Origin of the sequence: Ancylobacter gelatini (assembly GCF_022601675.1) — a bacterium.
Lineage (GTDB): Bacteria > Pseudomonadota > Alphaproteobacteria > Rhizobiales > Xanthobacteraceae > Ancylobacter > Ancylobacter gelatini.
Genome location: NZ_JAKVIL010000006.1, coordinates 130,109 through 156,739, shown reverse-complemented (window position 1 = coordinate 156,739; position 26,631 = coordinate 130,109). Strand labels below are relative to the sequence as shown.

General features: G+C 68.5%; 23 protein-coding genes. 14 read left to right on the top strand and 9 right to left on the bottom strand.

Annotated features, from left to right (window positions below; translation table 11 throughout):
• Positions 1-371: 371 nt before the first annotated feature.
• The 9 genes from dnaA to MKI84_RS12375 all read left to right on the top strand — a co-directional run bounded on the left by dnaA (position 372) and on the right by MKI84_RS12375 (position 10,779).
• Positions 372-1,784, top strand: a complete 1,413-nt coding sequence (gene dnaA, locus MKI84_RS12415; protein ID WP_342593636.1) for a chromosomal replication initiator protein DnaA — start codon at positions 372-374, stop codon at positions 1,782-1,784.
• A 240-nt stretch (positions 1,785-2,024) separates the two neighbouring features.
• A complete protein-coding gene (gene dnaN, locus MKI84_RS12410; RefSeq protein WP_241619856.1) occupies positions 2,025-3,140 on the top strand; it encodes a DNA polymerase III subunit beta in 1,116 nt (371 codons plus the stop codon).
• Positions 3,137-4,309 carry a DNA replication/repair protein RecF gene (recF, locus tag MKI84_RS12405; RefSeq protein WP_241619854.1) on the top strand — a complete coding sequence of 391 codons (1,173 nt, stop codon included), beginning with the start codon at positions 3,137-3,139 and terminating at the stop codon, positions 4,307-4,309. Before dnaN ends, recF begins: the two co-directional genes overlap by 4 nt.
• A gap of 4 nt (positions 4,310-4,313) precedes the next feature.
• Positions 4,314-4,706 carry a VOC family protein gene (locus MKI84_RS12400; RefSeq protein ID WP_241619853.1) on the top strand — a complete coding sequence of 131 codons (393 nt, stop codon included), beginning with the start codon at positions 4,314-4,316 and terminating at the stop codon, positions 4,704-4,706.
• Positions 4,707-4,764: 58 nt separating this feature from the next.
• Positions 4,765-5,379 carry a LysE family translocator gene (locus MKI84_RS12395; RefSeq protein ID WP_241619851.1) on the top strand — a complete coding sequence of 205 codons (615 nt, stop codon included), beginning with the start codon at positions 4,765-4,767 and terminating at the stop codon, positions 5,377-5,379.
• A gap of 57 nt (positions 5,380-5,436) precedes the next feature.
• On the top strand, positions 5,437-7,860 hold the full coding sequence (gyrB, locus tag MKI84_RS12390; protein ID WP_241619849.1) for a DNA topoisomerase (ATP-hydrolyzing) subunit B: 2,424 nt from the start codon (positions 5,437-5,439) through the stop codon (positions 7,858-7,860).
• A 297-nt stretch (positions 7,861-8,157) separates the two neighbouring features.
• A complete protein-coding gene (locus MKI84_RS12385) occupies positions 8,158-8,544 on the top strand; it encodes a DUF6152 family protein (protein WP_241619848.1) in 387 nt (128 codons plus the stop codon).
• A 7-nt stretch (positions 8,545-8,551) separates the two neighbouring features.
• Positions 8,552-9,016: a DUF2214 domain-containing protein gene (locus MKI84_RS12380; protein WP_241619846.1), complete on the top strand. Its 465-nt coding sequence runs from the start codon at positions 8,552-8,554 to the stop codon at positions 9,014-9,016.
• Between the two features lie 77 nt (positions 9,017-9,093).
• Complete coding sequence (locus MKI84_RS12375; RefSeq protein ID WP_241619844.1) at positions 9,094-10,779, top strand: thiamine pyrophosphate-binding protein; 1,686 nt, start codon at positions 9,094-9,096, stop codon at positions 10,777-10,779.
• A gap of 55 nt (positions 10,780-10,834) precedes the next feature.
• Here MKI84_RS12375 and MKI84_RS12370 read toward each other — a convergent pair whose 3' ends face one another.
• From MKI84_RS12370 to MKI84_RS12350, 5 genes are all read right to left on the bottom strand, one after another.
• Positions 10,835-11,305: a CVNH domain-containing protein gene (locus MKI84_RS12370; protein ID WP_241619842.1), complete on the bottom strand. Its 471-nt coding sequence runs from the start codon at positions 11,303-11,305 to the stop codon at positions 10,835-10,837.
• A 107-nt stretch (positions 11,306-11,412) separates the two neighbouring features.
• A complete protein-coding gene (locus MKI84_RS12365) occupies positions 11,413-11,910 on the bottom strand; it encodes a cupin domain-containing protein (protein ID WP_241619839.1) in 498 nt (165 codons plus the stop codon).
• Positions 11,911-11,996: 86 nt separating this feature from the next.
• On the bottom strand, positions 11,997-13,670 hold the full coding sequence (locus tag MKI84_RS12360; RefSeq protein WP_241619837.1) for a lysine--tRNA ligase: 1,674 nt from the start codon (positions 13,668-13,670) through the stop codon (positions 11,997-11,999).
• A 149-nt stretch (positions 13,671-13,819) separates the two neighbouring features.
• On the bottom strand, positions 13,820-15,070 hold the full coding sequence (locus MKI84_RS12355) for a mechanosensitive ion channel family protein (protein WP_241620155.1): 1,251 nt from the start codon (positions 15,068-15,070) through the stop codon (positions 13,820-13,822).
• Between the two features lie 149 nt (positions 15,071-15,219).
• Entirely contained in the window at positions 15,220-16,068 is an 849-nt protein-coding gene (locus tag MKI84_RS12350; RefSeq protein WP_241619835.1) for a transporter substrate-binding domain-containing protein, read from the bottom strand.
• 147 nt (positions 16,069-16,215) lie between these two features.
• On the opposite strand from MKI84_RS12350, the gene MKI84_RS12345 reads away from it, so the two are divergent.
• Positions 16,216-18,171: a glycosyltransferase gene (locus tag MKI84_RS12345; RefSeq protein WP_241619833.1), complete on the top strand. Its 1,956-nt coding sequence runs from the start codon at positions 16,216-16,218 to the stop codon at positions 18,169-18,171.
• Here the strand turns inward: MKI84_RS12345 and MKI84_RS12340 are convergent.
• Together MKI84_RS12340 and MKI84_RS12335 are read right to left on the bottom strand one after the other, a co-directional pair.
• On the bottom strand, positions 18,116-18,706 hold the full coding sequence (locus MKI84_RS12340) for an SCO family protein (RefSeq protein WP_241619831.1): 591 nt from the start codon (positions 18,704-18,706) through the stop codon (positions 18,116-18,118). The two genes, MKI84_RS12345 and MKI84_RS12340, sit on opposite strands and share 56 nt — an antisense overlap.
• A gap of 62 nt (positions 18,707-18,768) precedes the next feature.
• Positions 18,769-18,936: a hypothetical protein gene (locus MKI84_RS12335; protein WP_241619830.1), complete on the bottom strand. Its 168-nt coding sequence runs from the start codon at positions 18,934-18,936 to the stop codon at positions 18,769-18,771.
• Positions 18,937-19,152: 216 nt separating this feature from the next.
• Here MKI84_RS12335 and MKI84_RS12330 point away from each other — a divergent pair, with 216 nt between their 5' ends.
• A complete protein-coding gene (locus MKI84_RS12330; protein WP_241619829.1) occupies positions 19,153-21,315 on the top strand; it encodes a putative bifunctional diguanylate cyclase/phosphodiesterase in 2,163 nt (720 codons plus the stop codon).
• Between the two features lie 19 nt (positions 21,316-21,334).
• Here MKI84_RS12330 and MKI84_RS12325 read toward each other — a convergent pair whose 3' ends face one another.
• Positions 21,335-22,282 (bottom strand): 2-hydroxyacid dehydrogenase, encoded by a 948-nt coding sequence (locus tag MKI84_RS12325; RefSeq protein WP_241619827.1) that lies wholly within the window; start codon positions 22,280-22,282, stop codon positions 21,335-21,337.
• 142 nt (positions 22,283-22,424) lie between these two features.
• Positions 22,425-23,435, bottom strand: a complete 1,011-nt coding sequence (locus MKI84_RS12320) for a zinc-binding alcohol dehydrogenase family protein (protein ID WP_241619824.1) — start codon at positions 23,433-23,435, stop codon at positions 22,425-22,427.
• 187 nt (positions 23,436-23,622) lie between these two features.
• Between MKI84_RS12320 and MKI84_RS12315 the strand changes: the two genes are divergently transcribed.
• The 3 genes from MKI84_RS12315 (at position 23,623) to MKI84_RS12305 (ending at position 26,630) form a co-directional block, all read left to right on the top strand.
• Positions 23,623-23,973 (top strand): winged helix-turn-helix transcriptional regulator, encoded by a 351-nt coding sequence (locus tag MKI84_RS12315; protein ID WP_241619822.1) that lies wholly within the window; start codon positions 23,623-23,625, stop codon positions 23,971-23,973.
• Between the two features lie 111 nt (positions 23,974-24,084).
• On the top strand, positions 24,085-25,587 hold the full coding sequence (gene scpC / locus MKI84_RS12310; RefSeq protein ID WP_241619821.1) for a succinyl-CoA:acetate CoA-transferase ScpC: 1,503 nt from the start codon (positions 24,085-24,087) through the stop codon (positions 25,585-25,587).
• Positions 25,588-25,628: 41 nt separating this feature from the next.
• Positions 25,629-26,630: a D-2-hydroxyacid dehydrogenase gene (locus tag MKI84_RS12305; protein ID WP_241619820.1), complete on the top strand. Its 1,002-nt coding sequence runs from the start codon at positions 25,629-25,631 to the stop codon at positions 26,628-26,630.
• Position 26,631: the final 1 nt, after the last annotated feature.

The window sequence follows — 26,631 nt, the reverse complement described above, 5'->3', positions numbered from 1 at the left end:
CATGCGGAACCGCAGGCCGGACGACCGCCACGGTCACACCGGACGACATCACGGAAGCTTCGTCAGGCTCCGCCTCGACTTCGCCCGAAATCTGTAAGATCGAGCCCGCCTCGCCGCTTCGCTACGTCGCGTAGCGGTCCGGCAGCTTCCGGCCGCCGGCTCCCCGGCGGAACGCCTTTCATCTCCGACGCGAATGCTGAGCTCCGACGGCGGGCCTGCGCCTGCCGCCGACGTGGCACTTTGTTCGTGACGGTCCCAATAAACCGCAAAAACGCGCGGAGCAGACCATGATGAAGTCCAGCAGCCTTGAGGTCCCAAGTTCCAAACCGGCGCTTGGCGGGCCTATCGAGCGTGAAGGTGCGTTTGACGGTATCAACGGTGGCGCGCGCGAAGCGTGGGAGCGGGTACGCCGCCGCCTGCGCGCGGAAATCGGGGAAGAGGTGTATTCGAGCTGGTTCCCCCGCATCGAACTGGACGACATCCATGGCGGCACGGTACGGCTCTCGGTGCCCACGCGCTTCCTGAAGACCTGGATTCAGCAGCATTATATCGAGCGGCTGAACGCGCTCTGGCAGGGCGAGATGCCGGATGCCCGCGTCGACATCATCGTACGCACCGCCGTGCTGCGCTCCCCCGGCGCGACCGCCGCCCCGATGCGCGCCGTCGTCCGCCCGGCCCCGCAGCCGGCCGCGAGCGAGGGAAGCCGCGCCGCGCCGATCATCGTCGAGTCCGTCTCGTCGGGCACCGGCTCGCCGCTGGACCCGCGCCTGACCTTCAACACCTATCGGCTCGGCTCGTCGAACCGGCTGGCCCATGCCGCCGCGCTCAAGCTGGCCGAGGCTCCGGCCGGCAGCGGCCCGGTGTTCAACCCGCTTTATCTTCATGCCGCCGTGGGCCTGGGCAAGACCCACCTGCTTCAGGCCATCACCGCCGCTGGCCCCGAACATGGCCGCCGCGTGGTGTATCTGACGGCCGAGCGCTTCATGTATGGCTTCGTGCAGGCGCTGAAGAACCAGTCCTCGCTGGCCTTCAAGGAGCAGCTGCGCGGCATCGACACGCTGGTGATCGACGACCTCCAGTTCCTGCAGGGCAAGACCGTGCAGCAGGAATTCTGCCACACGCTCAACGCGCTGATGGATTCCGGCCGTCAGGTCGTCATCGCCGCCGACCGTCCCCCGGCGGAACTCGACGCGCTGGAAGAGCGCGTGCGCTCGCGCCTTGCCGGCGGGCTCGTGGTGGAGATCGCCCCGCTCGACGAGGAACTGCGGCTCGACATCCTCTCCGCCCGCGTCAACGCGCTGGCTCAAGGCCATCCCGGCTTCAACGTGCCGGCGGACGTGCTCTCCTTCATCGCGCGCAATTGCGGGCAGAACGGGCGCGACCTCGACGGCGCGCTGAACCGCCTGCTGGCGCATAACCAGCTCACCTCCAGCGCCATCACGCTGGAAATGGCCGAGACCGCGGTGCGCGACCTCGTGCGCTCCACCGAGCCCAAGCGCGTGCGCGTCGACGATATCCTGCGCATCGTCGCCAAGCACTACAACGTCACCCGCGCCGACATTCTCTCGCAGCGCCGCACCGCCAATGTGGTGAAGCCGCGTCAGGTGGCGATGTATCTGGCCAAGACGCTGACGCTGCGCTCGCTACCCGAGATCGGCCGGCGTTTCGGCGGGCGCGATCACACCACGGTGCTGCACGCGGTCCGCAAGATCGAGAACCTGGTCGGCAGCGACCGCGCGCTGGCCGATGAAGTCGAGACCCTGAAGCGTCTCGTCAACGAATAGGCGCCACTCCGGGCGTGCTCCGGGGAAAACCGCGCGTTTTCCCCGTTTTCTCCGCTTATTATCCCCACTAATTCGACCGGACAGGCCACCCCTGCCTTGCCATGCGGCGGCGGGGGCGGCAATGTCGTCGCCCCGGCGGCGCGCCCGCGCTGCCCGCCGGGGCGTGATTGCGTTAAGGTCCGTCCCCGCGCATCCGCCCCGTGCGCCTTCCGTTTCTCCGAGTTTACGGGTGTTGCGGCCATGAAGGTCACCGTCGAGCGGGCCGAGTTGCTCAAGTCTCTCGCCCACGTTCATCGTGTCGTTGAGCGTCGCAATACGATTCCGATCCTTGCCAACGTCTTGATGCGCACGGATGCGCGCGGCCTCGCTTTGCGCGCCACCGACCTCGACATCGAGATCGTCGAGACCATCCCCGCCGAAGTCGGCCAGGAAGGCGCGACCACGGTGCCCGCGCACACCATCTACGACATCGTGCGCAAGCTGCCCGAGGGCTCGCAGGTGCAGATCGAGACGTCGGGCGATCGTGGCACGCTCACCGTGCGCGCCGGCCGTTCGCGCTTCGCGCTGCAGACCCTGCCGGAAAACGAGTTCCCGGACCTCGCGGCCGGCGAACTGTCGCACCGCTTCACCCTCTCGGCCGCCGAGCTCAAGCGACTGGTCGACAAGACCCAGTTCGCCATCTCGACCGAGGAGACCCGCTATTATCTGAACGGCATCTACCTGCATGTCGCCGAGGCCGGCGGCCCGGTGCTGCGCGCGGTGGCGACCGACGGCCACCGTCTCGCCCAGGCGCAGACCGCCGCCCCCGCTGGCACGGAGGGCATGCCGGGCGTGATCGTGCCGCGCAAGGCGGTCGCCGAAATCCAGCGTCTGGCCGAGGATGGCGAGGCCAGCGTCACGGTGGAGCTGTCCTCCTCGAAGATCCGCGTCTCGCTCGACCGCGTGGTGCTGACCTCCAAGCTGATCGACGGCACCTTCCCCGATTATGGCCGCGTGATTCCGACCGGCAACGACAAGACGCTGATCGTGGACAAGGCCGACTTCGCCGCCGCCGTCGACCGCGTGTCGACCGTCGCCAGCGAGCGCGGCCGCGCGGTCAAGCTCTCCATCGGCGATGGCAAGCTCACCCTCTCGGTCACCAACCCGGATTCGGGCAGCGCGACCGAGGAGTTGGAAGTCGAATACGCCGCCGAGCCGATCGATATCGGCTTCAACAGCCGCTATCTGCTCGACATCACCTCGCAGATCGAGGGGGGCACGGCCGAGCTGAAGCTGGCCGATCCCGGCTCCCCCACGCTGATGCAGGACCCGGACAAGCGCGGCGCGCTCTATGTGCTGATGCCGATGCGCGTGTGAGCCCGCCTGTCACCGCCCCCGCCCGCATCACCCGCCTGAGGCTGTCGCATTTCCGCAGCTATCACGCGGCGGAAATCCGGGCCGGGCGCGGGCCGGTCGTGCTCGTCGGCCCCAATGGCGCCGGCAAGACCAATCTGCTCGAAGCCATCTCGCTGTTCGCCCCCGGCCGCGGCCTGCGCCGGGCAAACCTCGACCAGTTCGCGGCGCGCACGGCCGAAGGCGAGCCGCACACCGCCGGCTGGGCGGTTTCCGCCACCGTGGAGGGCGTGTTCGGCGAGGTGCATCTGGGCACCGGCGTCGAGGACGGTGCGGAAGGCGCCCGCACCCGCCGCTGCCGGATCGATGGCGAGAGCGTCGGCTCGGCGAGCGCCTTTGCCGATCATCTGCGCGTGGTCTGGCTCACCCCGGAAATGGACGGCCTGTTCACCGGCCCGCCGGCCGAGCGCCGCCGCTTTCTCGACCGGCTGGTTCTCGCCGTCGACGCCGAGCATGGCGCGCGCGTGAACGCGCTAGAGCGGGCCCTGCGCGCCCGCAACCGGCTGCTGGAAGAAATGGGCACCGATCCGCGCTATCTCGATGCCGTCGAGCAGGAGCTGGCCGCGCTCGCCATCGCCGTCGCCGCCGCGCGGCTGGAGGCGGTGCGGCGCCTGAACGCCGGCATTCAGGCCGGGCGCGACGACACCTCCCTGTTCCCCTGGGCGACAGTGGCGCTGGAAGGCGAGACCGAGCGCGCTCTGGCACGCGAGCCGGCCACCATGGTCGAAGACGCCTATCGCGCCACGCTGCGCGCCGCCCGCCCCCGCGACCGCGCGGCCGGCCGCGCGCTGGACGGGCCGCACCTCACCGACCTGACGGTCGGCCACGGCCCCAAGGCGATCCCCGCTGCGCAGGGCTCCACCGGCGAGCAGAAGGCGCTGCTCATCGGCCTCGCCCTCGCCCATGCCCGGCTGGTCGGAGACATGGCGGGACGCGCGCCGGTGATGCTGCTGGACGACGTCGTGGCCTATCTCGACCCGGCGCGCCGCGCGGCACTGTTCGCGGCGCTGGACGCGCTGGGCGGCCAGGTGTGGATGACCGGCGCCGACCCTGCCGCCTTCGCGGCGCTGGGCGCGGCGGCGGAGCGCTTCGAGGTGCGGCCGGGCGAGGTCGCGCCGGCCATGGGGGAATAGCGCCATGCTCGATCATGTCTCCATCACCGTCTCCGATCCCGCCCGCGCCCTGCCGTTCTATGACGCGATCATGCAGGCGCTCGGCGTGCCGTGCGTGCGGCGCGACGCGCACGGCGCCGGCTATGGCATCCGCAACCGAATGGGCGATGACGGCCACAGCTATCTGTCCGTGCTCGCCTCGCGTGGCGCGGTGGTGGCGGATAATCGCCACTGGTGCTTTCGGGCGCCCGACCGGGCGGCGGTCGACGCCTTCCACGCCGCCGCTCTCGCCAGTGGCGGGCGCGACGACGGCGCCCCGGGCCTGCGCCCGGCCTATCACGCGTCCTATTACGCCGCCTTCGTGCTGGACCCGGACGGCAACCGGATCGAGGCGGTGTGCCACCACGCGACGTCTTGAAGCGGCGCCCCCTCAAGGCCTTGACCTTTCGCGCGCACGCGCGCACGTAAGGGCCATCATGGATCTGGTCGGTATCACCGTCTTTGCCGCCGCGCTCGCGCTGGCCGCCGCCTCCCCGGGCCCCAGCGTCATCGCGGTGATCGCCCGCACGCTGGTGCGCGGCCGGGAGGGCGCGGCGCCGCTGGTGCTGGGCATCATCCTCGGCGACATGGTGTGGCTGGCCGCCGCCGTGCTCGGCCTCGCCGCGCTGGCAGCGGCGCTCGGCTCGCTGTTCATCGTGGTGCGGCTGGCAGCGGCCGGCTACCTGCTCTACCTCGCCTGGAAGCTGTGGACCGCGCCGGCCCATGCCGCGCAGGCGACCACGGTCGGGCGCTCGGAATCCCCGTTCGGCCTGTTTCTCACCGGCCTCGGCATGACGCTCGGCAATCCCAAGGCGATGGTGTTCTATCTCGCTCTGCTGCCGACCATCGTCGACGTGGCGAACCTGACGACGCTGGGCTTCGCCGAGCTGTGCGGCGTCATCGTCGTGGTGCTGGGCGCGGTGTTTGCGAGCTATGTCACGCTCGCCCATCGCGCGCGGCATCTGGTGGCCGATACCCGCGCCATCAAGCTGATCAACCGCGCCTGCGGCTCCGCCATGGCGGGTGCGGCGGTGCTGGTTGCCGCGAAATAACCGTGCAAGTGCGCTACAAAAGATTTCAACGCTTTAACGATTCGACGAGCTGAACACATGGCCGATTCCGAAAGCCCGACGCCGGAAGATTACGGCGCGCAGTCCATTCAGGTGCTGAAGGGGCTGGACGCCGTGCGCAAGCGGCCGGGCATGTATATCGGCGACACCGATGACGGCTCCGGCCTCCACCACATGGTGTATGAGGTGGTCGACAACGCCATTGACGAGGCGCTGGCCGGCTATGCCGATGAAGTGACCGTCACGCTGAACCCGGACGGCTCCGTCACCGTGACCGACAACGGGCGCGGCATCCCGACCGACATTCACACCGAGGAAGGCGTTTCGGCGGCCGAGGTCATCATGACCCAGCTCCACGCCGGCGGTAAGTTCAACCAGAACTCCTACAAGGTCTCGGGCGGCCTGCACGGCGTCGGCGTCTCGGTGGTGAACGCGCTTTCCACCACGCTTGACCTCACCATCTGGCGCAACGGCCAGGAACACCACATGCGGTTCCGCCATGGCGACGCCGAGGCGCCGCTCCGCGTGGTCGGCCCGGCGCCGGCCGGCAAGCGCGGCACCATGGTCACCTTCGTGCCGAGCCCGCAGACATTCACCCACATTGAATTCAGCTACGCCACGCTGGAGCACCGGCTGCGCGAACTCGCCTTCCTCAATTCCGGCGTGCGCATCGTGCTGACCGACGCCCGCCATGCCGAGGTGAAGCGCGAGGAGATGATGTATGAGGGCGGCGTCGAGGCCTTCGTGCAGTATCTCGACCGCTCCAAGCAGGCACTGCTGCCGACGCCTGTGGTGATCCGCGCCGAAAAGGACGGCATCGCAGTGGAATGCGCGCTCTCGTGGAACGACAGCTACCATGAGAACGTGCTGTGCTTCACCAACAACATTCCCCAGCGTGATCGCGGCACCCATTTCACCGGCTTCGCCGCCGCGCTGACGCGCCAGGTCATCGGCTATTCCGAGCGCTCGGGCATCGCCAAGAAGGAAAAGGTCGACCCCACGGGCGAGGATTGCCGCGAAGGGCTGACCGCCGTGCTCTCGGTGAAGGTGCCGGACCCGAAATTCTCGTCGCAGACCAAGGACAAGCTGGTCTCCTCCGAAGTGCGGCCGGTGGTCGAGGCGCTGGTCAATGACGCGCTGAACAACTGGCTTGAGGAGCATCCCGCCGAGGCCAAGTCGGTGGTCGGCAAGGTGGTGGAAGCCGCCGCCGCCCGCGAGGCCGCCCGCAAGGCGCGCGAACTGACCCGGCGCAAGAACCCGCTCGATGTCGCCTCCCTGCCCGGCAAGCTCGCCGACTGCCAGGAGCGCGACCCGGCCAAGTCCGAAATCTTCATCGTCGAGGGTGACTCGGCCGGCGGCTCCGCCAAGATGGGCCGCAACCGCGCCTTCCAGGCGATCCTGCCGCTGCGCGGCAAGATCCTGAACGTCGAGCGCGCCCGCTTCGACAAGATGCTGTCCTCCGAGCAGATCGGCACGCTGATCACCGCGCTCGGCACCGGCATCGGCCGCGACGACTTCAATGTCGACAAGCTGCGCTACCACAAGATCATCATCATGACCGACGCGGACGTGGACGGCTCCCACATCCGCACCCTGTTGCTGACCTTCTTCTTCCGGCAGATGCCCGACCTCATCGACCGCGGCCACATCTACATCGCCCAGCCGCCGCTCTATAAGGTTTCGCGTGGCAAGTCCGAGCAGTACCTCAAGGACGAGCGCTCGCTGGAGGACTACCTGATCTCGCAGGGCCTCGAAGACGCCTCGCTGCTCATGGCCAATGGCGAGGTGCGTGCCGGCGCCGACCTGCACGCCGTGCTGGAAAGCGCGCGCTCCTTCCGTAATGTGATGAACGGCCTGCACCCGCGCTACAATCGCGCCGTGGTCGAGCAGGCGGCGATTGCCGGCGCCTTCGCCCCCGGCCTGCTGCGGGAAGAGGAACAGCGCGACGTGGTCGGCGCCACCGTGGCACGGCGCCTCGACATCATCGCCGAGGACACCGAGCGCGGATGGGTCGCCGAAGTGGACGAAGCCGGCTTCCGCTTCGTGCGCACCGTGCGCGGCGTGAAGGAAGTGGCATTGCTCGACGCCGCCTTCGTGAACTCCGCCGAGGCACGCCGTCTGGATTCGCTCGCCGCCGAGCTTCAGGAAGTCCACGCCGACGCCGCCACGCTGCGCCGCAAGGGCACGGAAATCGTGGTCCACGGCCCGATGGACCTGTTCGACGCCGCCACCGATGCCGGCCGCAAGGGCGTCACGCTCCAGCGCTACAAAGGCCTTGGCGAGATGAATGCCGAGCAGCTCTGGGAGACCACGCTCGACGTCAACGCCCGCTCGCTGCTTCAGGTCAAGGTGAAGGAGGTCGCCGATGCCGACGACCTGTTCAACCGGCTGATGGGCGACGTGGTGGAGCCGCGCCGCGAGTTCATCCAGGACAACGCCCTGCGCGCCAGCGTGGACGTCTAGCGCCCGCGCCTCACCCGCCCGCACTCATGCGCCCCGGCCCGGCTTCGGCCTCCGGGGACGCCGGGGGTGGGCCGCGGCTGTCTTTCGGCCCGCGCTGCCCTGCCCATACCGTCAGCCGGACAGTCCGCTGGAGCGATCCCGGCGTCGCGGAACCATGCGCGGCATGAAAGAGCCCCCGCTCCGGCCGGGATACCGCGCCCTGACGGGCGCTGGCGCAAATGTGAGGCCGGCACGGCTCGTCGCGGCGCGCCTGCGCCCCATAAGTCTGGGAGACGTCCGCAGCGACAGGAGCCTCCCATGCCCATCTTCACCGCGCGAATCCTTCGCGTTCCCGCGCTCTGCCTTCTCCTCGCCGCGTCCCCCGCCCTCGCCCATCACGGCTGGTCGTGGGCGCAGAGCGAGCAGATGACGCTGGAAGGCACGGTCGAGAGCGTCGCCATCGCCCCGCCGCATCCCATGATTCAGGTGCGCGACAGGGAGGGCAAGGTCTGGCAGGTCGATCTCGGAAACCCGCGCCAGACCGATGCGTCCGGCTTCACCGCGATGAGCGCGCAGAAGGGCGATGCCATCACCGTGCTCGGCAACAGGTCGCGCGACGAGGCCAAGCCGCACATGAAGGCGGTGCGCGTCACCATCGCCGGGCGCAATTACGACATGTATCCCGAGCGCATTCCGACCAATTGAGCGGCCCATGCTGGCGGCTTTGGGGAACTGGCCGGGAGCGGTGTGGCTCCAGGGCTCGGGCACGGCCTATCTGTTCGTCAATGCCGCGCATATTCTCGGCATCGGCCTGTTGCTCGGCGCCGTTCTGCCGCTGGACCTGCGGCTGATGGGCTGCTTTCGCGCGGTGCCGCTGGCGGTGATCGGCCCGTTTCTCTCCCGCGCCGCGCTGGCGGGCCTGTGCCTCGCCGTGCCGACCGGGCTGTGGCTGTTCAGCGTGCGGCCGGCGGAATATGCCGGCAATGCCGCCTTCCTGTGGAAGCTGGGCCTCATCGCGCTGGCGCTCGGCAATGTAGCGCTCCAGCACGCTGGCGCCGGCTTCCGGCAGGCGATCGCCGGCGGCGCGCTCACCGGTCGCGTGCGACTTCTGGCCGGCATTTCCGCCCTGCTGTGGCTGGGCGCGCTGGTCGCGGGGCGGTGGATCGGCTTCCTCTGAGTGCCCTCGCCTTCGCCGGTGGCGGCGCCTAGGATAATGCCTCCATCCCGCCTTTCCTTACGTCGAGTCGCAGTTCCATGAGCCAAGCTCCCCTTCCCCGTACCGGCGCCCGCATCCTCGTCGACGCCCTTCTCGGCCACGGCGTCACCCGCGCCTTCGGCGTCCCCGGCGAGAGCTATCTCGACGTGCTGGATGCCATGGCCGACACCGCGCTGGACTTCGTGGTGTGCCGGCAGGAGGGCGGCGCGGCGATGATGGCGGAGGCGGTCGGCAAGCTCACCGGCCGGCCGGGCGTGTGCTTCGTCACGCGCGGTCCGGGCGCCACCAATGCCAGCGCCGGCGTGCATATCGCCGAACAGGATTCCACCCCGATGCTCCTGTTCGTCGGCCAGATCGCCCGCTCGATGCGCGGGCGCGGCGCGTTCCAGGAGGTGGATTACCGCGCCGTGTTCGGCACGCTGGCCAAATGGGCGGTGGAGATCGACGAGGCGGCGCGCATCCCCGAGATCATCGCCCGCGCCTTCCGCGTCGCCATGCAGGGCCGGCCCGGCCCGGTGGTGGTGGCGCTGCCCGAGGACATGCTGGCGGAGATCGCCAGCGTGCCCGACGCGCCCGCCGTGGAGCCCGCCGAAACCTGGCCCGGCCATGCCGACATGATGCGCCTGCAGAAGCTGCTATGGAGCGCGCAGCGCCCGCTGCTGCTGCTCGGCGGCAGCCGCTGGAACGCCAGGGCGGTCGCCTCCGTGGTGCGTTTCGCCGAGCGTTTCGATCTGCCGGTCGCGGCGAGCTTCCGCCGGCAGATGCTGTTTCCCGCCGATCACCGCTGCTATGCCGGCGATGTCGGCTTCGGCATCAACCCGAAGCTGGTCGCCCGGCTGAAGGAGGCCGATCTCGTGATCGCGCTCGGCGGCCGGCTCAGCGAAGTCCCCGCGCAGGGCTATACGCTGTTCGACATCCCCTCCCCGGCGATGAATTTCGTCCACATCCATGCCGACCCGGAGGAACTGGGCCGGGTCTACCAGCCGACGCTGGCGATCAACGCCTCACCGGCCGCCGTCGCCGCCGCGCTGGAAGGCGTGCAGCCGCCGAACACGGTCGCCTGGGCTCCGTGGCGCGAGGCGGCCCGGGCCGACTATCTGAACTGGTCGGAGGAGGTGCCCGCTAATCCCGGTGCGGTGCAGATGGGCACGCTGACGCGCTGGCTCCGCGACCTGCCGGCCGAGACCACCATCTGCAACGGCGCCGGCAATTTCGCGATCTGGGTGCACCGCTTCCACCGCTTCCGCGCCTTTGGCAGCCAGCTCGCCCCGACCTCCGGCTCGATGGGCTATGGCCTGCCGGCGGCGGTGGCGGCGAAGCGCACCCGGCCGGAACAGCTCGCGGTCGCGGTGTGCGGCGACGGTGATTTCCTGATGACCGGCCAGGAATTCGCAACCGCCGTTCAGCATGAGGTGCCGATCCTCGCCATCGTGGTCGATAACGGCATGTACGGCACCATCCGCATGCATCAGGAGCGCGAATACCCCGCGCGCGTGTTCGGCACCTCGCTGAAGAACCCCGATTTCGCCGCCTATGCCCGCGCCTTTGGCGGCTTCGGCGCCACGGTGGAGCGCGATGAGGAGATGATCCCGGCGCTGGAAGCGGCGCTTGCGAGCGGCCTGCCGGCGATCGTGCATCTGAAGCTCGACCCCGAAGCCCTCAGCCCCACCACCTCGCTCAGCGCGCTGCGGGCGAAGTCGCTGGCCACCCGCGCGGCAGGCTGAGGCCAGCGCTCCGAGAGAACGCCGCCGGACGCTCTGCGCGCCGGCGGCGTCAGGATCAGCGGCAGCGCAGCTGGCCGTTGAAATTGGCGATGTCGCCACGGCAGCGCCGGGGATCGATCGAGGAATTGACCCAACGGCCATTCACGGTACGGCAATTCGCCTGAAGAATGCCGTCGAACATCGCGGCGTTGCGGCAGGTCTCCATATAGGTGCCCGGAGGCGGACGGCGGTTCATGCCGGGTCCGGGGCCGAAGCCGCCACCGCCGCCGCCGCGACCGCAGACGAGGCGGCCATTGTCATTGGCGATGCCGGCGCCGCGCGGGCAACGGTCGAGGTCCAGTGAACTGTTCTGCCAGCGCCCGCGCAGATCGCGGCAGCTGGCGGACAGCCAGTTCCGGTTCTGCTGCACGTTGCGGCACGTATCGAGATAGCTGCCGGAGGGTGCCCGCTGGGCGGAAGCGGGATCGGGCATCACGCTAAGCAGCGCCAGCATGGTGAGGCAGAAGGCCAGGAGCCTGGGCATCATAGGGTTCTCCAGTAAGGGGAGCGGAAAGATCGGCCTCATACCCCACGGGGCGAGTCCGCTGGATGTCACATCGAGCCGGCATCAACGCCCCGGCACGCCGGATCGTTTCAGCCGGGAGCCTTATGGATCGGATCGATCCAATAAACCGTTTCCGGCTGCTCCACCGGCGCGACATCGGTGAGGTTGACCACCACCGCCTCATTGTCGGAGCGCACCAGCACGCATTCGAGCGGCGCGCCCGGATCGGCGTTGATCTCCTGGTGCGGCACATAGGGCGGCACGAAGATGAAGTCGCCCGGCCCGGCCTCGGCGACATATTCGAGGCGGTCGCCCCAGCGCATCCGCGCCCTGCCTCGCACCACATAGATCACGCTCTCCAGCGCGCCATGGTGGTGCACGCCGGTCTTGGCGTCGGGCTGGATGGTGACCGTGCCGGCCCAGATCTTCTGCGCGCCGACGCGGGCATGGTTGATCGCCGCCTGACGGAACATGCCCGGCGTCTGCGCGGTGTTGGCATCCAGCTGGTCGCCCTTGATGACGCGCACGCCGTCATGCTTCCAGCGCTCGCCGTCGTGGGAATGGTGGTCGGGGCCTGTCTCGGTCATCGCGTCCTCCCGTTTTCCGCGAGGTTAGGACGCGCCGGCTCCCGGCGGAAGCACCCGCGACGGTCAGGCCGCCGCGGGAATGTCCGTCACGCCGCGTCGGAAGACGGGGCCGACTTTGCCAGCTCGCCGGAGAGCGCCCGCGCGATCAGGGTGCGGGTCTCGGGAATGCCGTAGGCCGCGACGAAGGAGCCGAAGCGCGGGCCTTCCTTCTCGCCGAGCAGCGTGCGGTACAGCATCTCGAACCACGCCCGCGAGACACCCGGACCGCCCGTCGGGGACTTGGCCTTGAGGTTCTGATATTCGGGGTGCACGCGCGCCACGTCGAGGATGACGTTCTGGATCTCCGCGTCGTCCACATCGCCGAGACCCGCCAGCGCCGCATCGAGTTCGCCGAGCACCTGCGCCTCGAACGGCGTGGGCAGGTCGAACTGACGGTACGGCTTCACGCGATCGATGAAATAGCGCACCGCATAGCCGGCGAGTTGGTCCATGGTCGGGTTGGTCTGCGGCGAGGTGCCGGGCGCGTAGCGCTCGATGAAGCGCCACAGCACCGCCTTGTCCTCGGCATTCGATGCCGAGGCGAGCTTGAGCAGCAGGCCGAAGCTGAGCGGCAGCTCGATCTGCGGCGGGTTGCCGGCATGGATATGCCACACCGGATTGCCGAGCCGGGTCTTCCAGTCCTGCGCGGGATAGCGGGCGAGGAAGTTGAAATACTCGTCCACCGCCTTCGGGATCACGTCGAAATGCAGCTTCTTGGCCGAGCGCGGCGACTGGAACATGTACAGCGCCAGGCTCTCCGGGCTGGCATAGGTCAGCCAGTCGTCGATGGTGATGCCGTTGCCCTTGGACTTCGAGATCTTCTGGCCGACCTCGTCGAGGAACAGCTCGTAGACATAATGCTCCGGCGCCAGCCCGCCGAGAATGTTGCAGATGGCGTCATAGACCGGGGCGTTGGTCTGGTGGTCCTTGCCGAACATCTCGAAATCGACGTCGAGCGCCGCCCAGCGGGCGCCGAAATCCGGCTTCCACTGCAGCTTCACATGGCCGCCGGTGACGGGGACGGTCTTGTCCACCCCGTCCTCGTCGGTGAAGGTGATGGTGCCGGCCTTGGCATCGACGTTCTTCAGCGGCACGTAGAGCACGCGGCCCGAGGTCGGCGAGATCGGCAGGAACGGCGAATAGGTCGCCTGCCGCTCCTCGCCCAGAGTCGGCAGCATCACGCCCATGATGGCGTCATACTTTTCCGCCGCCTTCAGCAGCACGGCGTCGAGCTTGCCGGAAGCGTAATACTCGGTGGCGCTGGCGAATTCGTAGTCGAAGCCGAACGTATCGAGAAAGCGGCGCAGCATCGCGTTGTTGTGGTCGCCGAAGCTGGCATAGCCGCCGCCGAACGGATTCGGCACCTTGGTGAGCGGCATTTGCAGATAGGGCTTCAGCGCCGCCGGGTCCGGCACGTTGTCCGGAATCTTGCGCATCCCGTCCATGTCGTCGGAGAAGCACAACAGCCGCGTCGGGATCTTGCCGTCGGTCAGCACATGGAAGGCGTGGCGCACCATGGTGGTGCGCGCCACCTCGCCGAACGTGCCGATATGCGGCAGGCCCGAGGGGCCGTAGCCGGTCTCGAACAGAACCTCGTCCTTGGGTTTCCGCTTCAGGCGCTCGACGATCTTGCGGGCTTCCTCGAACGGCCAGGCGCCGGCGATCTCGGCCTGCGCGCGCAGTTCGGTTGCAACATCCTCGACCGGAGCGGTCGCCGTCATGACAGGCTCTCCTGAAACGTTTTCACGCGCGGGCGGCTCGGCGCCCGCGCCCAAGGCGACATGCTCTAGAGCAAGTTGGCGCAAAACTGAACGCCTTTTCCGCGCGGAGCCAGCGTGTGGGGGCGGCGGCCGCGCGTAGCGGCCTGCCGTCAGGCCCCGCTCAAGCGCAGCGGCGCCGGGTCGGATGCCCAGTGCTTGAAGTCCGCGCCGCTCGGGCTCTGGAACACCGAGAGCCCGAATTCCGGCAGCAGCGAAAACAGATGATCGAAGATGTCGGCCTGAATGCTCTCATAGGCGGCCCAGGCGGTGGTGCTGGTGAAGCAGTAGATTTCCAGCGGCAGGCCCTCGGGGCTCGGCGGCAACTGCCGCACCAGCAGGGTCATGTCCTGGTGAAGCTGCGGATGGGAGCGCAGATAAGCCTCGACATAGGCCCGGAACGTGCCGGCATTGGTGATGCGGCGCATGTTGGCGCGGATGGTGCTGCGCTCCCCAAGCTGGCTGTTCCATTCCTTCAGCTCGCGCTGCTTGCGCTCCAGATAGGCTTCCAGATGGCGGAAGCGGCTGAGCCGGGAGATTTCCTCGTCGTTCAGGAAGCGGATGCTGGTCTGGTCGAGATAGATCGAGCGCTTGATGCGCCGCCCGCCCGCCTCCTGCATGCCGCGCCAGTTGCGGAAGGAATCCGAGACCAGCTTGCGGATCGGGATGGTGGTGATCGTCTTGTCCCAGTTCTGCACCCGCACCGTATGCAGGGCGATTTCCACCACGTCGCCATCGGCGTTGAGGCTCGGCATCTCGATCCAGTCGCCCACCCGCACCATGTCGGTGGACGAAATCTGGATCGAGGCGACGAGGGAGAGCAGCGTGTCCTGGAACACCAGAATGAGCACCGCCGCCATGGCGCCGAGGCCGGACAGCAGGATCAGCGGCGACTGGTCGATCAGCGTCGCGATGATCAGGATCGCCGCGAAGATATAGATGCCGATCTTGAGGATCTGGATATAGCTGCGGATCGGCCGCAGCCGGGCGTCGGGGCGCCGGTGATAAAGCGTGTCCGCGATGCTGAGCGCCGAGGCCAGCGCCATGGCCAGCGTCAGGATGACAAAGGCGCGCGCGACATTCTTGACGACGGTGACCACGGCGAATGGCAGGTCCGGCACCATCGAGATGCCCGCCGCGATCACCACCGCCGGCATGATGTTGGCGAGCCGCTCGATGACGCTATGACGCCGGATCTCGGCGTCCCTGCGGAAGATCGTTCGCCCCAGCAGACGATCGACGATACGCAGAAGTATCTTCTTCACCACGAAATTCGCGAACGAGGCAATGAGGATCAGCACCGTCAGTGCAAGGATCGTGTAGAGCCACTGATGCTCGAAGAGAAACCTCTGAACCGCCTCCATCATAAGGTACGTCGTCTCCTGAACTGGCCTCGCGCGTCGGGGATGACGCCACGTATTACCTTATAGGCCAATCCAGCACGACAATTGAACCTCGCGGGCTCACAAAACTCGGGGGAGGCTCGATCGAGCCGCCCGGCAGCCGTTCAACGTCAATAGACGCTGATCGGAAACCAGCGCAGATAGAGGTCGGTATAGACGCCCTCCTCCCAGAGCTGGGCGAAGGCGTAGTTCAGCGACTGGCGCAGGGCGTCGTTGCCCTTTTTCACCGCCACGCCCATGCCCTCGCCGAAATAGCGGCTCTCGGTGAAGGGGCCGCCGATGAAGGCGCAGCAATTCTCCGACGAGGTGCCGTTGAGCCAGAGCGCGAGCTGCACGCCATCGCCGAAGACGAGATCGATCTCACCCTTCTTCAACGCCTCGCGCGCTGCCTCGGAGGTCGGGAACGGGCGCACCACCGCCTCGAAGAACTGGTCGCGCAGGAAGGCCTCGTGGGCGGTGCTCCCGACCACCCCGATATTGAGCCCGGCCAGTTCCGGCGGGGACACGCCCTTGAAGCTCTGCACCTTGCGGCCGACGAAGCGGGCCGGCGAGCGGAAATAGCGATCGGTAAAATCCAGCGCGTCGCGGCTCGCCGGGGTGATGGCGATGCCGGCAATGGCCGCATCCGCCACCCCGGAATCCAGCGCGGCGACCAGCTGGTCGAACGGCATCACCTCCAGCGTGCAGTTGATCGCCAGCTCGACGCAGATGGCGCGGGCGATGTCGACGTTGAACCCGACCGGCCGCCCGCCGTCGCCGCGAAAGCTGAAGGGGGGATAGTCCTCGGTGGTGACGAAGCGGATTTGGGTCGGCAGCCGTGTGACGTCCGGCCGCTCCGGCCGGCGCTTGGGGTCCCAGAAACCGGGAACGAAAACCGGCGGAGTTGCAGGCTGGGGCGCGGCGGCTTGAGGCTGGGCGGGCGGCTGCTGGGCGATCGCGCTGTGAGAGACATTGTACAAAAGTAGCGCGGTAAAAATACAACGCCCCATCTGTTTTAATACAAAAGACCGCACCTGACGCCTCTCCACGTGGCAAGTGAGATTGCCGCGCTGCCGTTGTACCGTTTCAATCGCAGCTGCGCGAGAGGCGTGCAGGGCAACGCTGTCATGAAGCGCACAGGCTTGGAGCGGCTGGACTCCGCAGGAAATGGCGGCGTCGCCGCGATGCTGCCGTTGCCCGCCGAAATCGCCGGCATGGCCGGCGCGCTGGACCCGCGCAGCCTCGCCCATGCCGCCCTGCGTGCCGAGCGCCTCGGCGTCGGCGCGGATGAAGCGCTGCTCGCCGCCGGGCTGGCGACGCCCGATCAACTGGCCCGCGCCGCCGCCCGGCAAGCCGGGGTCGACTTCCTGCCGCTTGACGAGACGCCGGCGCCGGCCACTGCACGCAAGCGCCCGGCCGACATTCTCGGCATGCTGCGTTCCGGCATGTGCCGCCTGCCGGGTGGACACCTCGTCATCGCCGCGCGCGGAATCCGGCTGCGGGCGGTGGCGGCGAAGCTGGCGGAGCGTCCGGAGCTTGCCGGCACCGTGCACTTCACCACCCCCGAGCGTTTCGCCGGCCATGTGCGCAAGCGCTTCGCGGCCGAGCTCGCCGGCCACGCCGCCTTCGGGCTGTGGCAGTCCTGGCCCGCGCTCTCCGCGCGCACGCTCGGCGCCTCCCGCCATCTGCTGGTCGGTCTCGCGCTGCTGCTGGTGCTGCTGCCCGTCGCCATGCGCGTCCTGCCGTCGCCTTCCATGGTGGTCGTGGCGCTGGTGCTGGCCGCGTTGCTGCTGGGCTGGTCGGCGCTGCGGATCGCGGCCTGCACCTATGTGCCGCGCCCCGATCCGCCGCCGCTGCGCGATGGGCCGGCCCTGCCGCGCTACAGCCTGCTCGTGCCGCTGTACCGCGAGGCGCGGATCGTGCCGCAACTCATCGAGGCGCTGGAGGCGCTCGACTATCCGCCGGAGAAGCTGCAGGTCCTGCTGGTCGTGGAGCCCGACGACCGCGAGACCACCGCCGCGCTGGCGGCGCGCATCCGTCGGCCCGGCTTCGACATCGTCGTCGCCCCGGCGCTCGGCCCGCGCACCAAGCCCAAGGCGCTCAACGCCGCGCTGGCTTTCGCCACCGGCGATATCGTCGGCATCTATGACGCCGAGGACATACCCGATCCCCAGCAGCTGCGCCGGGCCTGCTCCGCGTTCCGGCGCGGGGGACCGGAGCTTGCCTGCGTCCAGGCCCGCCTCGCCATCGACAATCTGGCGGATTCGTGGATCACCCGGCAGTTCGCGGCCGAGTACGCCGCCCATTTCGACGTGGTGCTGCCCATGCTCTCCGGCTTCGATCTGCCGCTGCCACTCGGCGGCACCTCGAACCATTTCCGCCGCGCGGCGCTGGAGCGCATCGGCGGATGGGACCCCTACAACGTCACCGAGGATGCCGATCTCGGCGTGCGGCTCGCCCGCCACGGCTTTCGCACCGTGGTGATCGCCTCGACCACCGACGAGGAGGCCCCGCGCAGCGCGCGCGCCTGGCTCTGCCAGCGTTCCCGCTGGTACAAGGGCTGGATGCAGACCCTGCTGGTGCATGGTCGCCAGCCGCTCCAGCTGGTGCGGCAGACCGGGCTGACCGGCGCGCTCGCCCTCGCCCTCATGCTCGGCGGCAACCTCGCTGCCGCGCTCATGCACCCGTTCTTCGCCGCGACGCTGGTTCTCGGCTGGCTGGACGGCGTGGAGGCCGCCCGCGCGCCGGCGGCGGCGATGCTGGAGGGGATCGGCGTGTCGGTGTTCGCCGTCGGTTATGGCGCGACGCTGGCCTGCACCGCGCTCGGCATGCGGCGACGGCGCATGCCGGGGCTCTGGCGGGTAATTCCGCTGGTGCCGCTCTACTGGCTGCTGCTGTCCTGCGCGGCGTGGCGCGCGCTGTTCCAGCTCATCGTGGCGCCGCAGCGCTGGGAGAAGACCGAGCACGGCCTCGCCCGCACCTCGCGCCGCACGCGGAGCCGATACGGGCGGCTCGCCGTCCGCCGTCTTACAAATAGCGGCGCAGATCCTCGGCGACGGTCTCGGGCGCGCGCTTCAGATTGAAAGGCGCGATGAACGCGCCGTCCTTGCCCATCAGATAGATGATCGCGGTGTGGTCCATCGTGTAGTCGTCGCCCTGGGTCGGCACCTTCTTGGCATAGACGCGGTAGGCCTTGGAGATGGCGGCGATCTGCTCGGGCGTGCCGGAAAGCCCCTGAATGCTGGGGTGGAAGCTGCCGAGATAGGATTTCATCACCTCCGGCGTGTCCCGCTCGGGGTCGACGGTGACGAACAGCCCGGTGATCTTGCGGGCATCCGGCCCCAGCGCCTCGAAGGCCTGCGACATCTCGAACAGGCTGGTCGGGCAGACGTCGGGGCAATGGGTGAAGCCGAAGAACACCAGGAAGGGCTGCCCGGCGAAGGTCTCCTGCGTCACCGTCTGGCCGTCCTGATCCACCAGCTCGAACGGCCCGCCGACCGCGGAGGGCGCGGCGACCTGGGTCGCGGGACGGGGCAGCAGCGCCAGCGCGCCCGCCACGATGACGGCGGCCCCGACGAGGAAGGCGGCGAACAGCAGCAGAAGACGGCCTTTGAACATGGGCACCACGGCAGATTCGGGGAGAACAAGGTTGGCGACGGCCGCGCGCCGTCAGGCGGGCATCAGAAGCAATAGGCGATGCCGGCGTTTACCAAGTCGAAGAAAACGGCGGCACCGTGACGCGCCCACAGGCCGATCGCCGCAGCGAGAACCAGCACGCCGGCGACGCCGAGAATCCAGCGGCTGGCACGCGCGCCGGATGTTTCCGCAGGGGATCGATTCGCCTCCAAGCGCGCCTCCAACCATTGCCTGTTCGCACGATGTAAAGCCTGTTGGTCTAAAATTAAACCTCGCTCCCTATGTGGCTTGCCCGGGCCGGCGAATAGTAATCAAATACGCCCAGGCCTGAACAGAGCGATAAAGCAGGCGTGAATAGCGGGTGGGAAGTGTTGCGGGTGGGCACAACAAAACCTCCCGGGGCGGGCAAAACAGACGAGCCGGTCGGGATGAGCAAGGCGGGACGTTCAGGCTATCTGAGCGGCAGCGAGCCTCCTTCGGGGCGCGCCGTCGCCGCGCCGGCGCGCCTCATCGGCCTCAACGCCGCGCTCGATGCCATGAGCGAGGGCTTTGCCCTGTTCGACGACGCGGATCGGCTGGTGGTCCATAACCGCCGGCTGGAGGAGCTGTTCCCCTATCTGGGCAACATGCAGGGCCTCACCTTCGCGGAGATCGCCGCGCACGAAATGGCAAGCGTGCCTCAGAACGCGCTGGGCGAGATCGACGAGCGCCAGGCCGTGCTCGCGGAACGGCTGCAGCGCCATGACCTTGCCGACGGCGAGCCCTTCGATGTCCCGCTCGCCGGCGGAGGCTATGCCCGCGTGCGCGAACGGCGCACCCGCGAGGGCTGGATCGTTTCCACCTGGACCGACATCAGCCAGCACAAGCTGGCTGAGCGCAAGCTGCTCGAAGCCATTGGCGGCATCAGCGAAGGTTTCCTGCTGCTGGATCCCGGCGAGCGCGTGCTGCTGTTCAATGAGCGTATGGCGCAGATCTTCGGGCGCGCCGGGGTCAGCTTCGAGGCGGGCCGGCGGCTGCCCGACCTGCTGCGCCAGGCGGCGCAGAAAGGCCTGTTCGCCGAGCCGATCAACGATCCCGAGCATCTGATCGCCTTCATGGGCGCCCGGCTCGGCGAGGCCGAAGATCGCCGCTTTGAAATCCCGCTGCGCAATGGCGACTGGATGCTGGTCAGCCATCACCGCATGGCCGACGGCAACACGGTCGGCATCTGGACCGACGTGACAGCGCAGAAGAAGCGCGAGACCGAGCTGGTGCTGCTGCGCAGCCAGCTCGAGCAGCAGAGCGAGGCGCTGGCGGAATTCGCGCGGCTGATCGCCCGCCAGGCGCGTTCCGACCTGCTGACCGGTCTGCCGAACCGCTTCGCGCTGGAGGAACGGCTCGACGGCGTGCTGCGCGACGGACAGACATGGCGCATCTGGGTCGGCTTTATCGACATCGACCATTTCAAGGGCGTCAACGACGCGCTCGGCCATGCCGCGGCGGACGACCTGCTGCGCGACGTCGCGCATTTCCTGCGCGGCCTGCTGCGTGCCGACGACATGCTGGCGCGGGTCGGCGGCGACGAATTCGCCGTGCTGCTGACCGAACTCGACGAGAGCGAGGCCCTCCGCATCATGCGCCGCATCAACGCGGCCGCGCATGGCCACATCTTCGTCGGCGGCGGGCAGAGCTTCTCGCTCACGCTCAGCATCGGGCTGGTCCATGCCTCGCCCGGCAGCCATAGCGTCTCCAGCCTGCTCGCCACCTCCGACACCGCCTGCCGCGTCGCCAAGGAAGCCGGGCGCGACCGGGTGCAGCTCTACGACCTGTCAGACCCGCGCGTGCACGTCACGCAGCAGCGCATGAGCTGGGCGGAGCGGGTGCGCCTCGCGCTGGAGCATGACCGTTTCGAGCTGCATCTGCAGGCCATCGTCGACGCCGAGCGCAGCGTGCTCGGCTACGAGGCGCTGCTGCGCATGCGCGACGAGAACGGCGTCTATTGCAGCCCGGCCCATTTCCTCCCGGCCGCGCGCCGGCTCGGGCTGATGGGGCGCATCGACCTCTGGGTGTGCCGGCAGGCCATCGCGGTCGCGACGCAGCTGCTGGCGCGCGACCGGCAGCAATATGTCTCGGTCAATATCGGCGCCGGCACGCTGGCGGACCCGGCGTTCCAGCGCAATTTCGTGGGCATGCTGGACATGACGGCGGGCATCGAGCATGCCCTGCGCGTCGAGATCACCGAGACCGAGGAGATCGACGACCTCCAGCACACCGTCGCGTTTCTCGATGTGCTGCGCCAGCGTGGCCTGAAGCTTTATCTCGACGATTTCGGCCATGGCTACAATTCGTTCGAGGCGCTCAAGCAACTCCCCGTGGACGGCATCAAGATCGACTGGACCGTCACCCGCGACATGATGGACGACCCGATCAACGAGGCGCTGATCAAGGCGGCGATCTTCATCTCGCAGTCGCTCGGCCTCGAACTGGTGGCGGAGGGCGTGGAGCGCGAGGCGCAGCTCGACAAGCTGCGCAGCCTCGGCGCCGTGATCTATCAGGGCTTCCTGTTCCACCGGCCCGAAGCCGCCCGGCGCGCGCTGGCCGGCGCCGGTTGACGGGCGCCGGCTGACCGGCTCAGTAGCCCCGCGCGGGTTCGACCTCGTGCAGCGGCGGCAGGCCGGCGCGCATGCGGCGGATGCTCTCCGCCACGTTCTTCGCCGCCAGCGCCGGCACGGTAATGCTGGCGAGATGCGGCGTGATCAGCACATTGTCCAGCGACCAGAGCGCATGGCCGGCCGGCAGCGGCTCCTGTTCGAACACGTCGAGCGTCGCCTCCCCGATCGCCCCCGAGCGCAGCGCCGCGATCAGCGCCTCCTCGTCCACCAGCGCCCCGCGCGAGCAGTTGATGAACTTCGCGCCCCTCGGCATCAGCGCCAGTTCGCGCGCGCCGAGCATGTGGCGCGACTGCGGGGTGAGCGGCAGCAGGCAGACCACGATCTCGCAGGTCGACAGCAGCGTCTCCAGCCCCTCGCGCCCGGTCAGCGCCTCCACGCCCTCGATGGTCTTGGGCGAGCGCGACCAGCCGGAGACGGAAAAGCCCATGGTGGCGAGCATGCGCGCCGCCGCGGCGCCGAGTTCGCCGAGCCCGAGCACGCCGACCTTGATGTCGAACAGCGGCCGGGGGTGCACATACTCCCACTCCCCGCGCCGCTTGGCCCGCTCGAACACCGGAATGTCGCGGGCATAGCGGGTGACGGCGAAGACGACATAGCTCGTCATCATCGCCACCATGCCGGGGTCGGAGAGCCGGGAGAACTTCACCGGCACCAGATCGTCGCGCCCCATCAGCGCATCGACCCCGGCGCCGAGATTGACCACCAGCTCCAGATTGGGAAACCGGGCGAAAAAGCCTTCCGGCGGCACCCAGGTCAGCGCGTAGCGGATATCGCGCGGATCGCCCACCTCCGGGTCGACGCGGAAATCGAGGTCCGGCAGCTCGGCGGTCAGCGCCTGGCGCCACGCCACCGGGTCGTCGACCGGGCTGTAGAACACCAGCGCATCCGGGCTTGCAGCCTCGCTCATGCCGACACGCGCCCGCACGGGCTCCACTCACAGGCTGCGCTGCTCACACCGGATACTCCCCTGCCCGCGCCGCCCCGTATCAGGGGCGGCGACTCATCTCGTCGAGCATAAGGGCAGATGTGCCGCTGGGAACCGGGCGACCTCAGTCCGCCCAGCCTTCCAGCACGACCTTGCCGATCGAGCGCCCGCTCTCCAGCGCCGCATGGGCGCGCTTGAGGTTGGCGGCGTCGATGGTGCCGAAATTGGCGCCCAGCGTGGTGCGCACCGTGCCGGCATCGACCAGCTTCGCCACCTCGCCCAGCAATTCATGCTGCGCGGCCATGTCCGGCGTGGCGAACATCGAGCGGGTGAACATGAATTCCCAGTGCAGCGACAGGCTCTTGGGCTTGAGCGGCATGATGTCGAGGCTCGCGGGATCGTCGATCAGCGCGATACGCCCCTGCGGGCGCACCGCCTTCACGATCTCGGACCAATGCCGGTCGGTGGCGTTGAGGCTGAACACATAGTCGACCTCGCCGAGCCCCGCGCTCGCCAGTTCCTCGCTCAGCGGGCGCGAATGGTCGATCACGGCATGGGCGCCGAGTCCTTCCAGCCAGTCCCGGCTTTCCGGCCGCGAGGCGGTGCCGATCACGGTGGCGTCGGTGAGCTGGCGCGCGAACTGGACGGCGAGTGAGCCGACCCCGCCCGCCGCCCCGACGACCAGCAGCTTGCCGGCGCCCTCTTTCGGCAGTTGCAGCCGGTCGAACAGGCCTTCCCAGGCGGTGATGGCGGTGAGCGGCAGCGCGGCGGCTTCGGGATAGGACAGCGAGGCGGGCTTCATCCCGACAATGCGCTCATCGACGATCTGGAACTGCGCGTTGGAGCCGGGCCGGTTGAGATCGCCGGCATAGAACACGGCGTCGCCCGGCCGGAACAGGCTCACCTCGGCCCCCACCGCCTCGACCACGCCGGCGGCGTCCCAGCCGAGGATGACTGGTGCGTCCGCCGTCCCCTGCCGGCGCCGGCGCACCTTGGTGTCGACCGGATTGACCGAGATCGCCTCGACCCGCACCAGCAGGTCGCGAGGGCCGGGCACGGGCGTGGGGGTTTCGAAATCGAAAAGCGAGCGCGCCTCGTCGATGGCGAGGCTGTCGATATAGCCGACGGCTTTCATGGCGGATATTCTCCGGGTTCAGGACATGTGACCCGCAATGTCGTCATTCCGGCGAAAGCCGCAAGGACGCACGAAAACGTCGCCAGGTATCGGGAATGAAACCGCCTATGCTCCCGTCCACGCCGGGCGCGGCGCATGCTATAACGCCGCGTTCCTGTCTTGATCATCAGGCGGCACGAGAACGGCGATGGCCAAACGTCACCAATATCTCCAGGGCACCGGATGCCCGGTCGAGCGGACGCTGGAGATCATCGGCGCCAAATGGAAGGGCGCCATCCTCTATCATCTGCTCGACGGCGAACAGCGCTTCAGCGAATTGAAGCGGCGCATGGCTCGCGTCAGCCAGCGCATCCTCGCCAAGGCGCTGCGCGAGCTGGAAGCCGACGGCGTGATCGACCGCACCGTCTACCCGACCGTGCCGCCGCAGGTCGGCTACCGCCTGACGGCGGAAGGGGAAACGCTGCGCCCCGCCCTGCTGGCCATGGCGAGCTGGGGCCGCGCGCGCGGCGCCGGGCCGGTGATGCTCGCCGCGGAATAGCTATGCATCGCCGTCATAGGTAAGTTACCTATCCCCGAAAGTCGCATCGCGATGCCTCGCGACACGGTCTAGTGCCTCCTCAAAAGCCTTGATGCCGTTGAGGAGCGCCCCATGACCAGCGACACCTATCGCCAGCGTATCCGCCAGCCGTCGCTGTGGGACAAAGTGGTCAGCGCGGAGGCGGCCGCAAGCTTGATCCAGGACGGCATGACCGTCGGCATGAGCGGCTTCACCCGCGCGGGTGAGGCCAAGGCGGTGCCGATGGCGCTGGTCCAGCGCGCCCGGACCGAGCCGCTCAAGATCACGCTGATCACCGGCGCCTCGCTCGGCAACGACCTCGACAAGCAGATGGCCGAGGCGCACCTCCTGTCGCGCCGCATCCCGTTCCAGTCCGATCCCGCCCTGCGCCGCGCCATCAATGCCGGCGAGGTGATGTTCATCGACCAGCATCTTTCCGAGACCGTCGAACAGCTCCGCACCCGGCAGATCGGGCCGGTCGACATCGCGGTGATCGAGGCGGTGGCCATCACCGAGCAGGGCGGCATCATCCCCACCACCTCGGTCGGCAATTCGGCGAGCTTCGCCATCCTCGCGCCCAAGGTGATCGTCGAGATCAACCTGTCGCAGCCGACCCTTCTGGAGGGGCTGCACGACATCTACATCCCGACCCAGCGCCCGGTGCGCCACCCGATTCCCATCGTCGCGCCGGAGAACCGGATCGGCCTGCCCTTCATCCCGATCGACCCGGCGAAGATCGCGGCGATCGTGATCACGACCAAGCTGGATTCCTCCTCCACCGTGCTGCCGCCGGACCCGGAGACCGCCGCCATCGCCGGCCACCTCACCGAACTGCTGAAGCACGAGGTAGCCGTGGGCCGGCTGACCGACACGCTTCAGCCGCTGCAGGCCGGCATCGGCACGATCGCGAATGCGGTGATGCACGGGCTGATCGATAGCCCGTTTCACAGCCTCACCATGTATTCCGAGGTGTTGCAGGATTCGACCTTCGACCTGTTCGACGCCGGCAAGCTCGACTTCGCCTCCGGCTCCTCGATCACCCTGTCGCAGGCCAAATATCAGGCCGTGCTGCCGGACTTCGCCCGCTACAAGCCGAAGCTGGTTCTGCGCCCGCAGGAGATTTCCAACCACCCGGAAATCATACGCCGCCTCGGCATCATCGCGGTCAACACCGCGCTGGAGTTCGACCTCTACGGCAATATCAACTCCACCCATGTCGGGGGCACCCACATGATGAACGGCATTGGCGGCTCCGGCGACTTCGCGCGCAACGCCTATCTCTCGGTGTTCGTCACCAAGTCGGTCGCCAAGGGCGGCGCGATTTCCAGCGTGGTGCCGATGGTCTCCCATGTCGACCACACCGAGCACGACGTTGACATCGTGGTGACCGAGCAGGGCCTGGCCGACCTGCGCGGCCTTGCCCCGCGCGAGCGCGCCCGCCTCGTCATCGCGAACTGTGCGCACCCGGATTATCGCGACATGCTCACTGATTATGTCGAGCGCGCGCTGGCCCGCGGCGGGCAGACGCCGCATATCATCGAGGAAGCCTTGAGCTGGCACGCCGCCCTGCGCGAAACCGGCTCGATGCGCCGCTGAGCCTTCCGGCCGGCGGCCCGCCCCAACGGAGAGCCTCGCTCATGTCCAACGGCACCGCGCCGCCCCGCCATCACGTCGTCATGCTGGACACGGGCGCGCTGCCGGACGGGGCGACCCTGCGCCGGCCCCGCCTCGATTGCGACTGGCGAACATATGACGACACCGCGCCCGGCGAGATCGTCGAGCGCGCGCGCGAGGCGACGATCCTGCTGGTCAGCAAGGTGGCGCTCAGTGCCGCCACCCTCGCGCAGTTGCCGAAGCTGCGCATGGTCGCGGTCGCGGCCACCGGCACGGACCATGTGGACCTGCGCGCCTGCGCGGCGCGCGGAATTCTCGTCTCCAATGTCCGCGGCTACGCCACGCACGCCGTGCCGGAACACACCTTCGCGCTGATGCTGGCCCTGCAGCGCAATATCGGCGCCTATGCCCAGGCGGTGGCGCGCGGGCGCTGGAGCGAGGCGACGCAGTTCTGCTTCGTCGATTATCCGATCCGCGATCTCGCCGGCAGCACGCTCGGGCTCATCGGCCGGGGCGAGCTTGGCGGCGCGGTGGCGGCGCTGGCCGGCGCGTTCGGCATGAAGGTGCTGCATGCCGGCCGCAAGGGCGTGGCGGCGCTGGAGGATGCCGCATCCGGCGAGGGGCGCACACCCTTCGCGGAGGTGCTGGCGCGGTCAGATATCATCAGCCTGCACTGCCCGCTAACGCCCGAGACCCAGGGTTTGATCGGGCGCGCGGAATTCGCGCTCATGGCGCGCCGGCCGCTGCTCATCAACACCGCACGCGGCGGGCTGATCGACGAGGCGGCGCTGATCGAGGCGGTGGAAAGCGGCCGGATATCGGGCGTCGGCCTTGACGTGGCGAGCGCGGAGCCGATGCCCGCGCACCATCCGCTGATGGCGATCGCCGGGCGTCCCAACGTCATCATCACGCCCCACGTCGCCTGGGCGAGCCGCGAGGCGATACAGGCGCTGGCCGATGGGGTGATCGCCAATGTCGAGGCCTTCATGGCCGGACAGCCCCGCAACCTCGTCGCGCCGGCCTGAA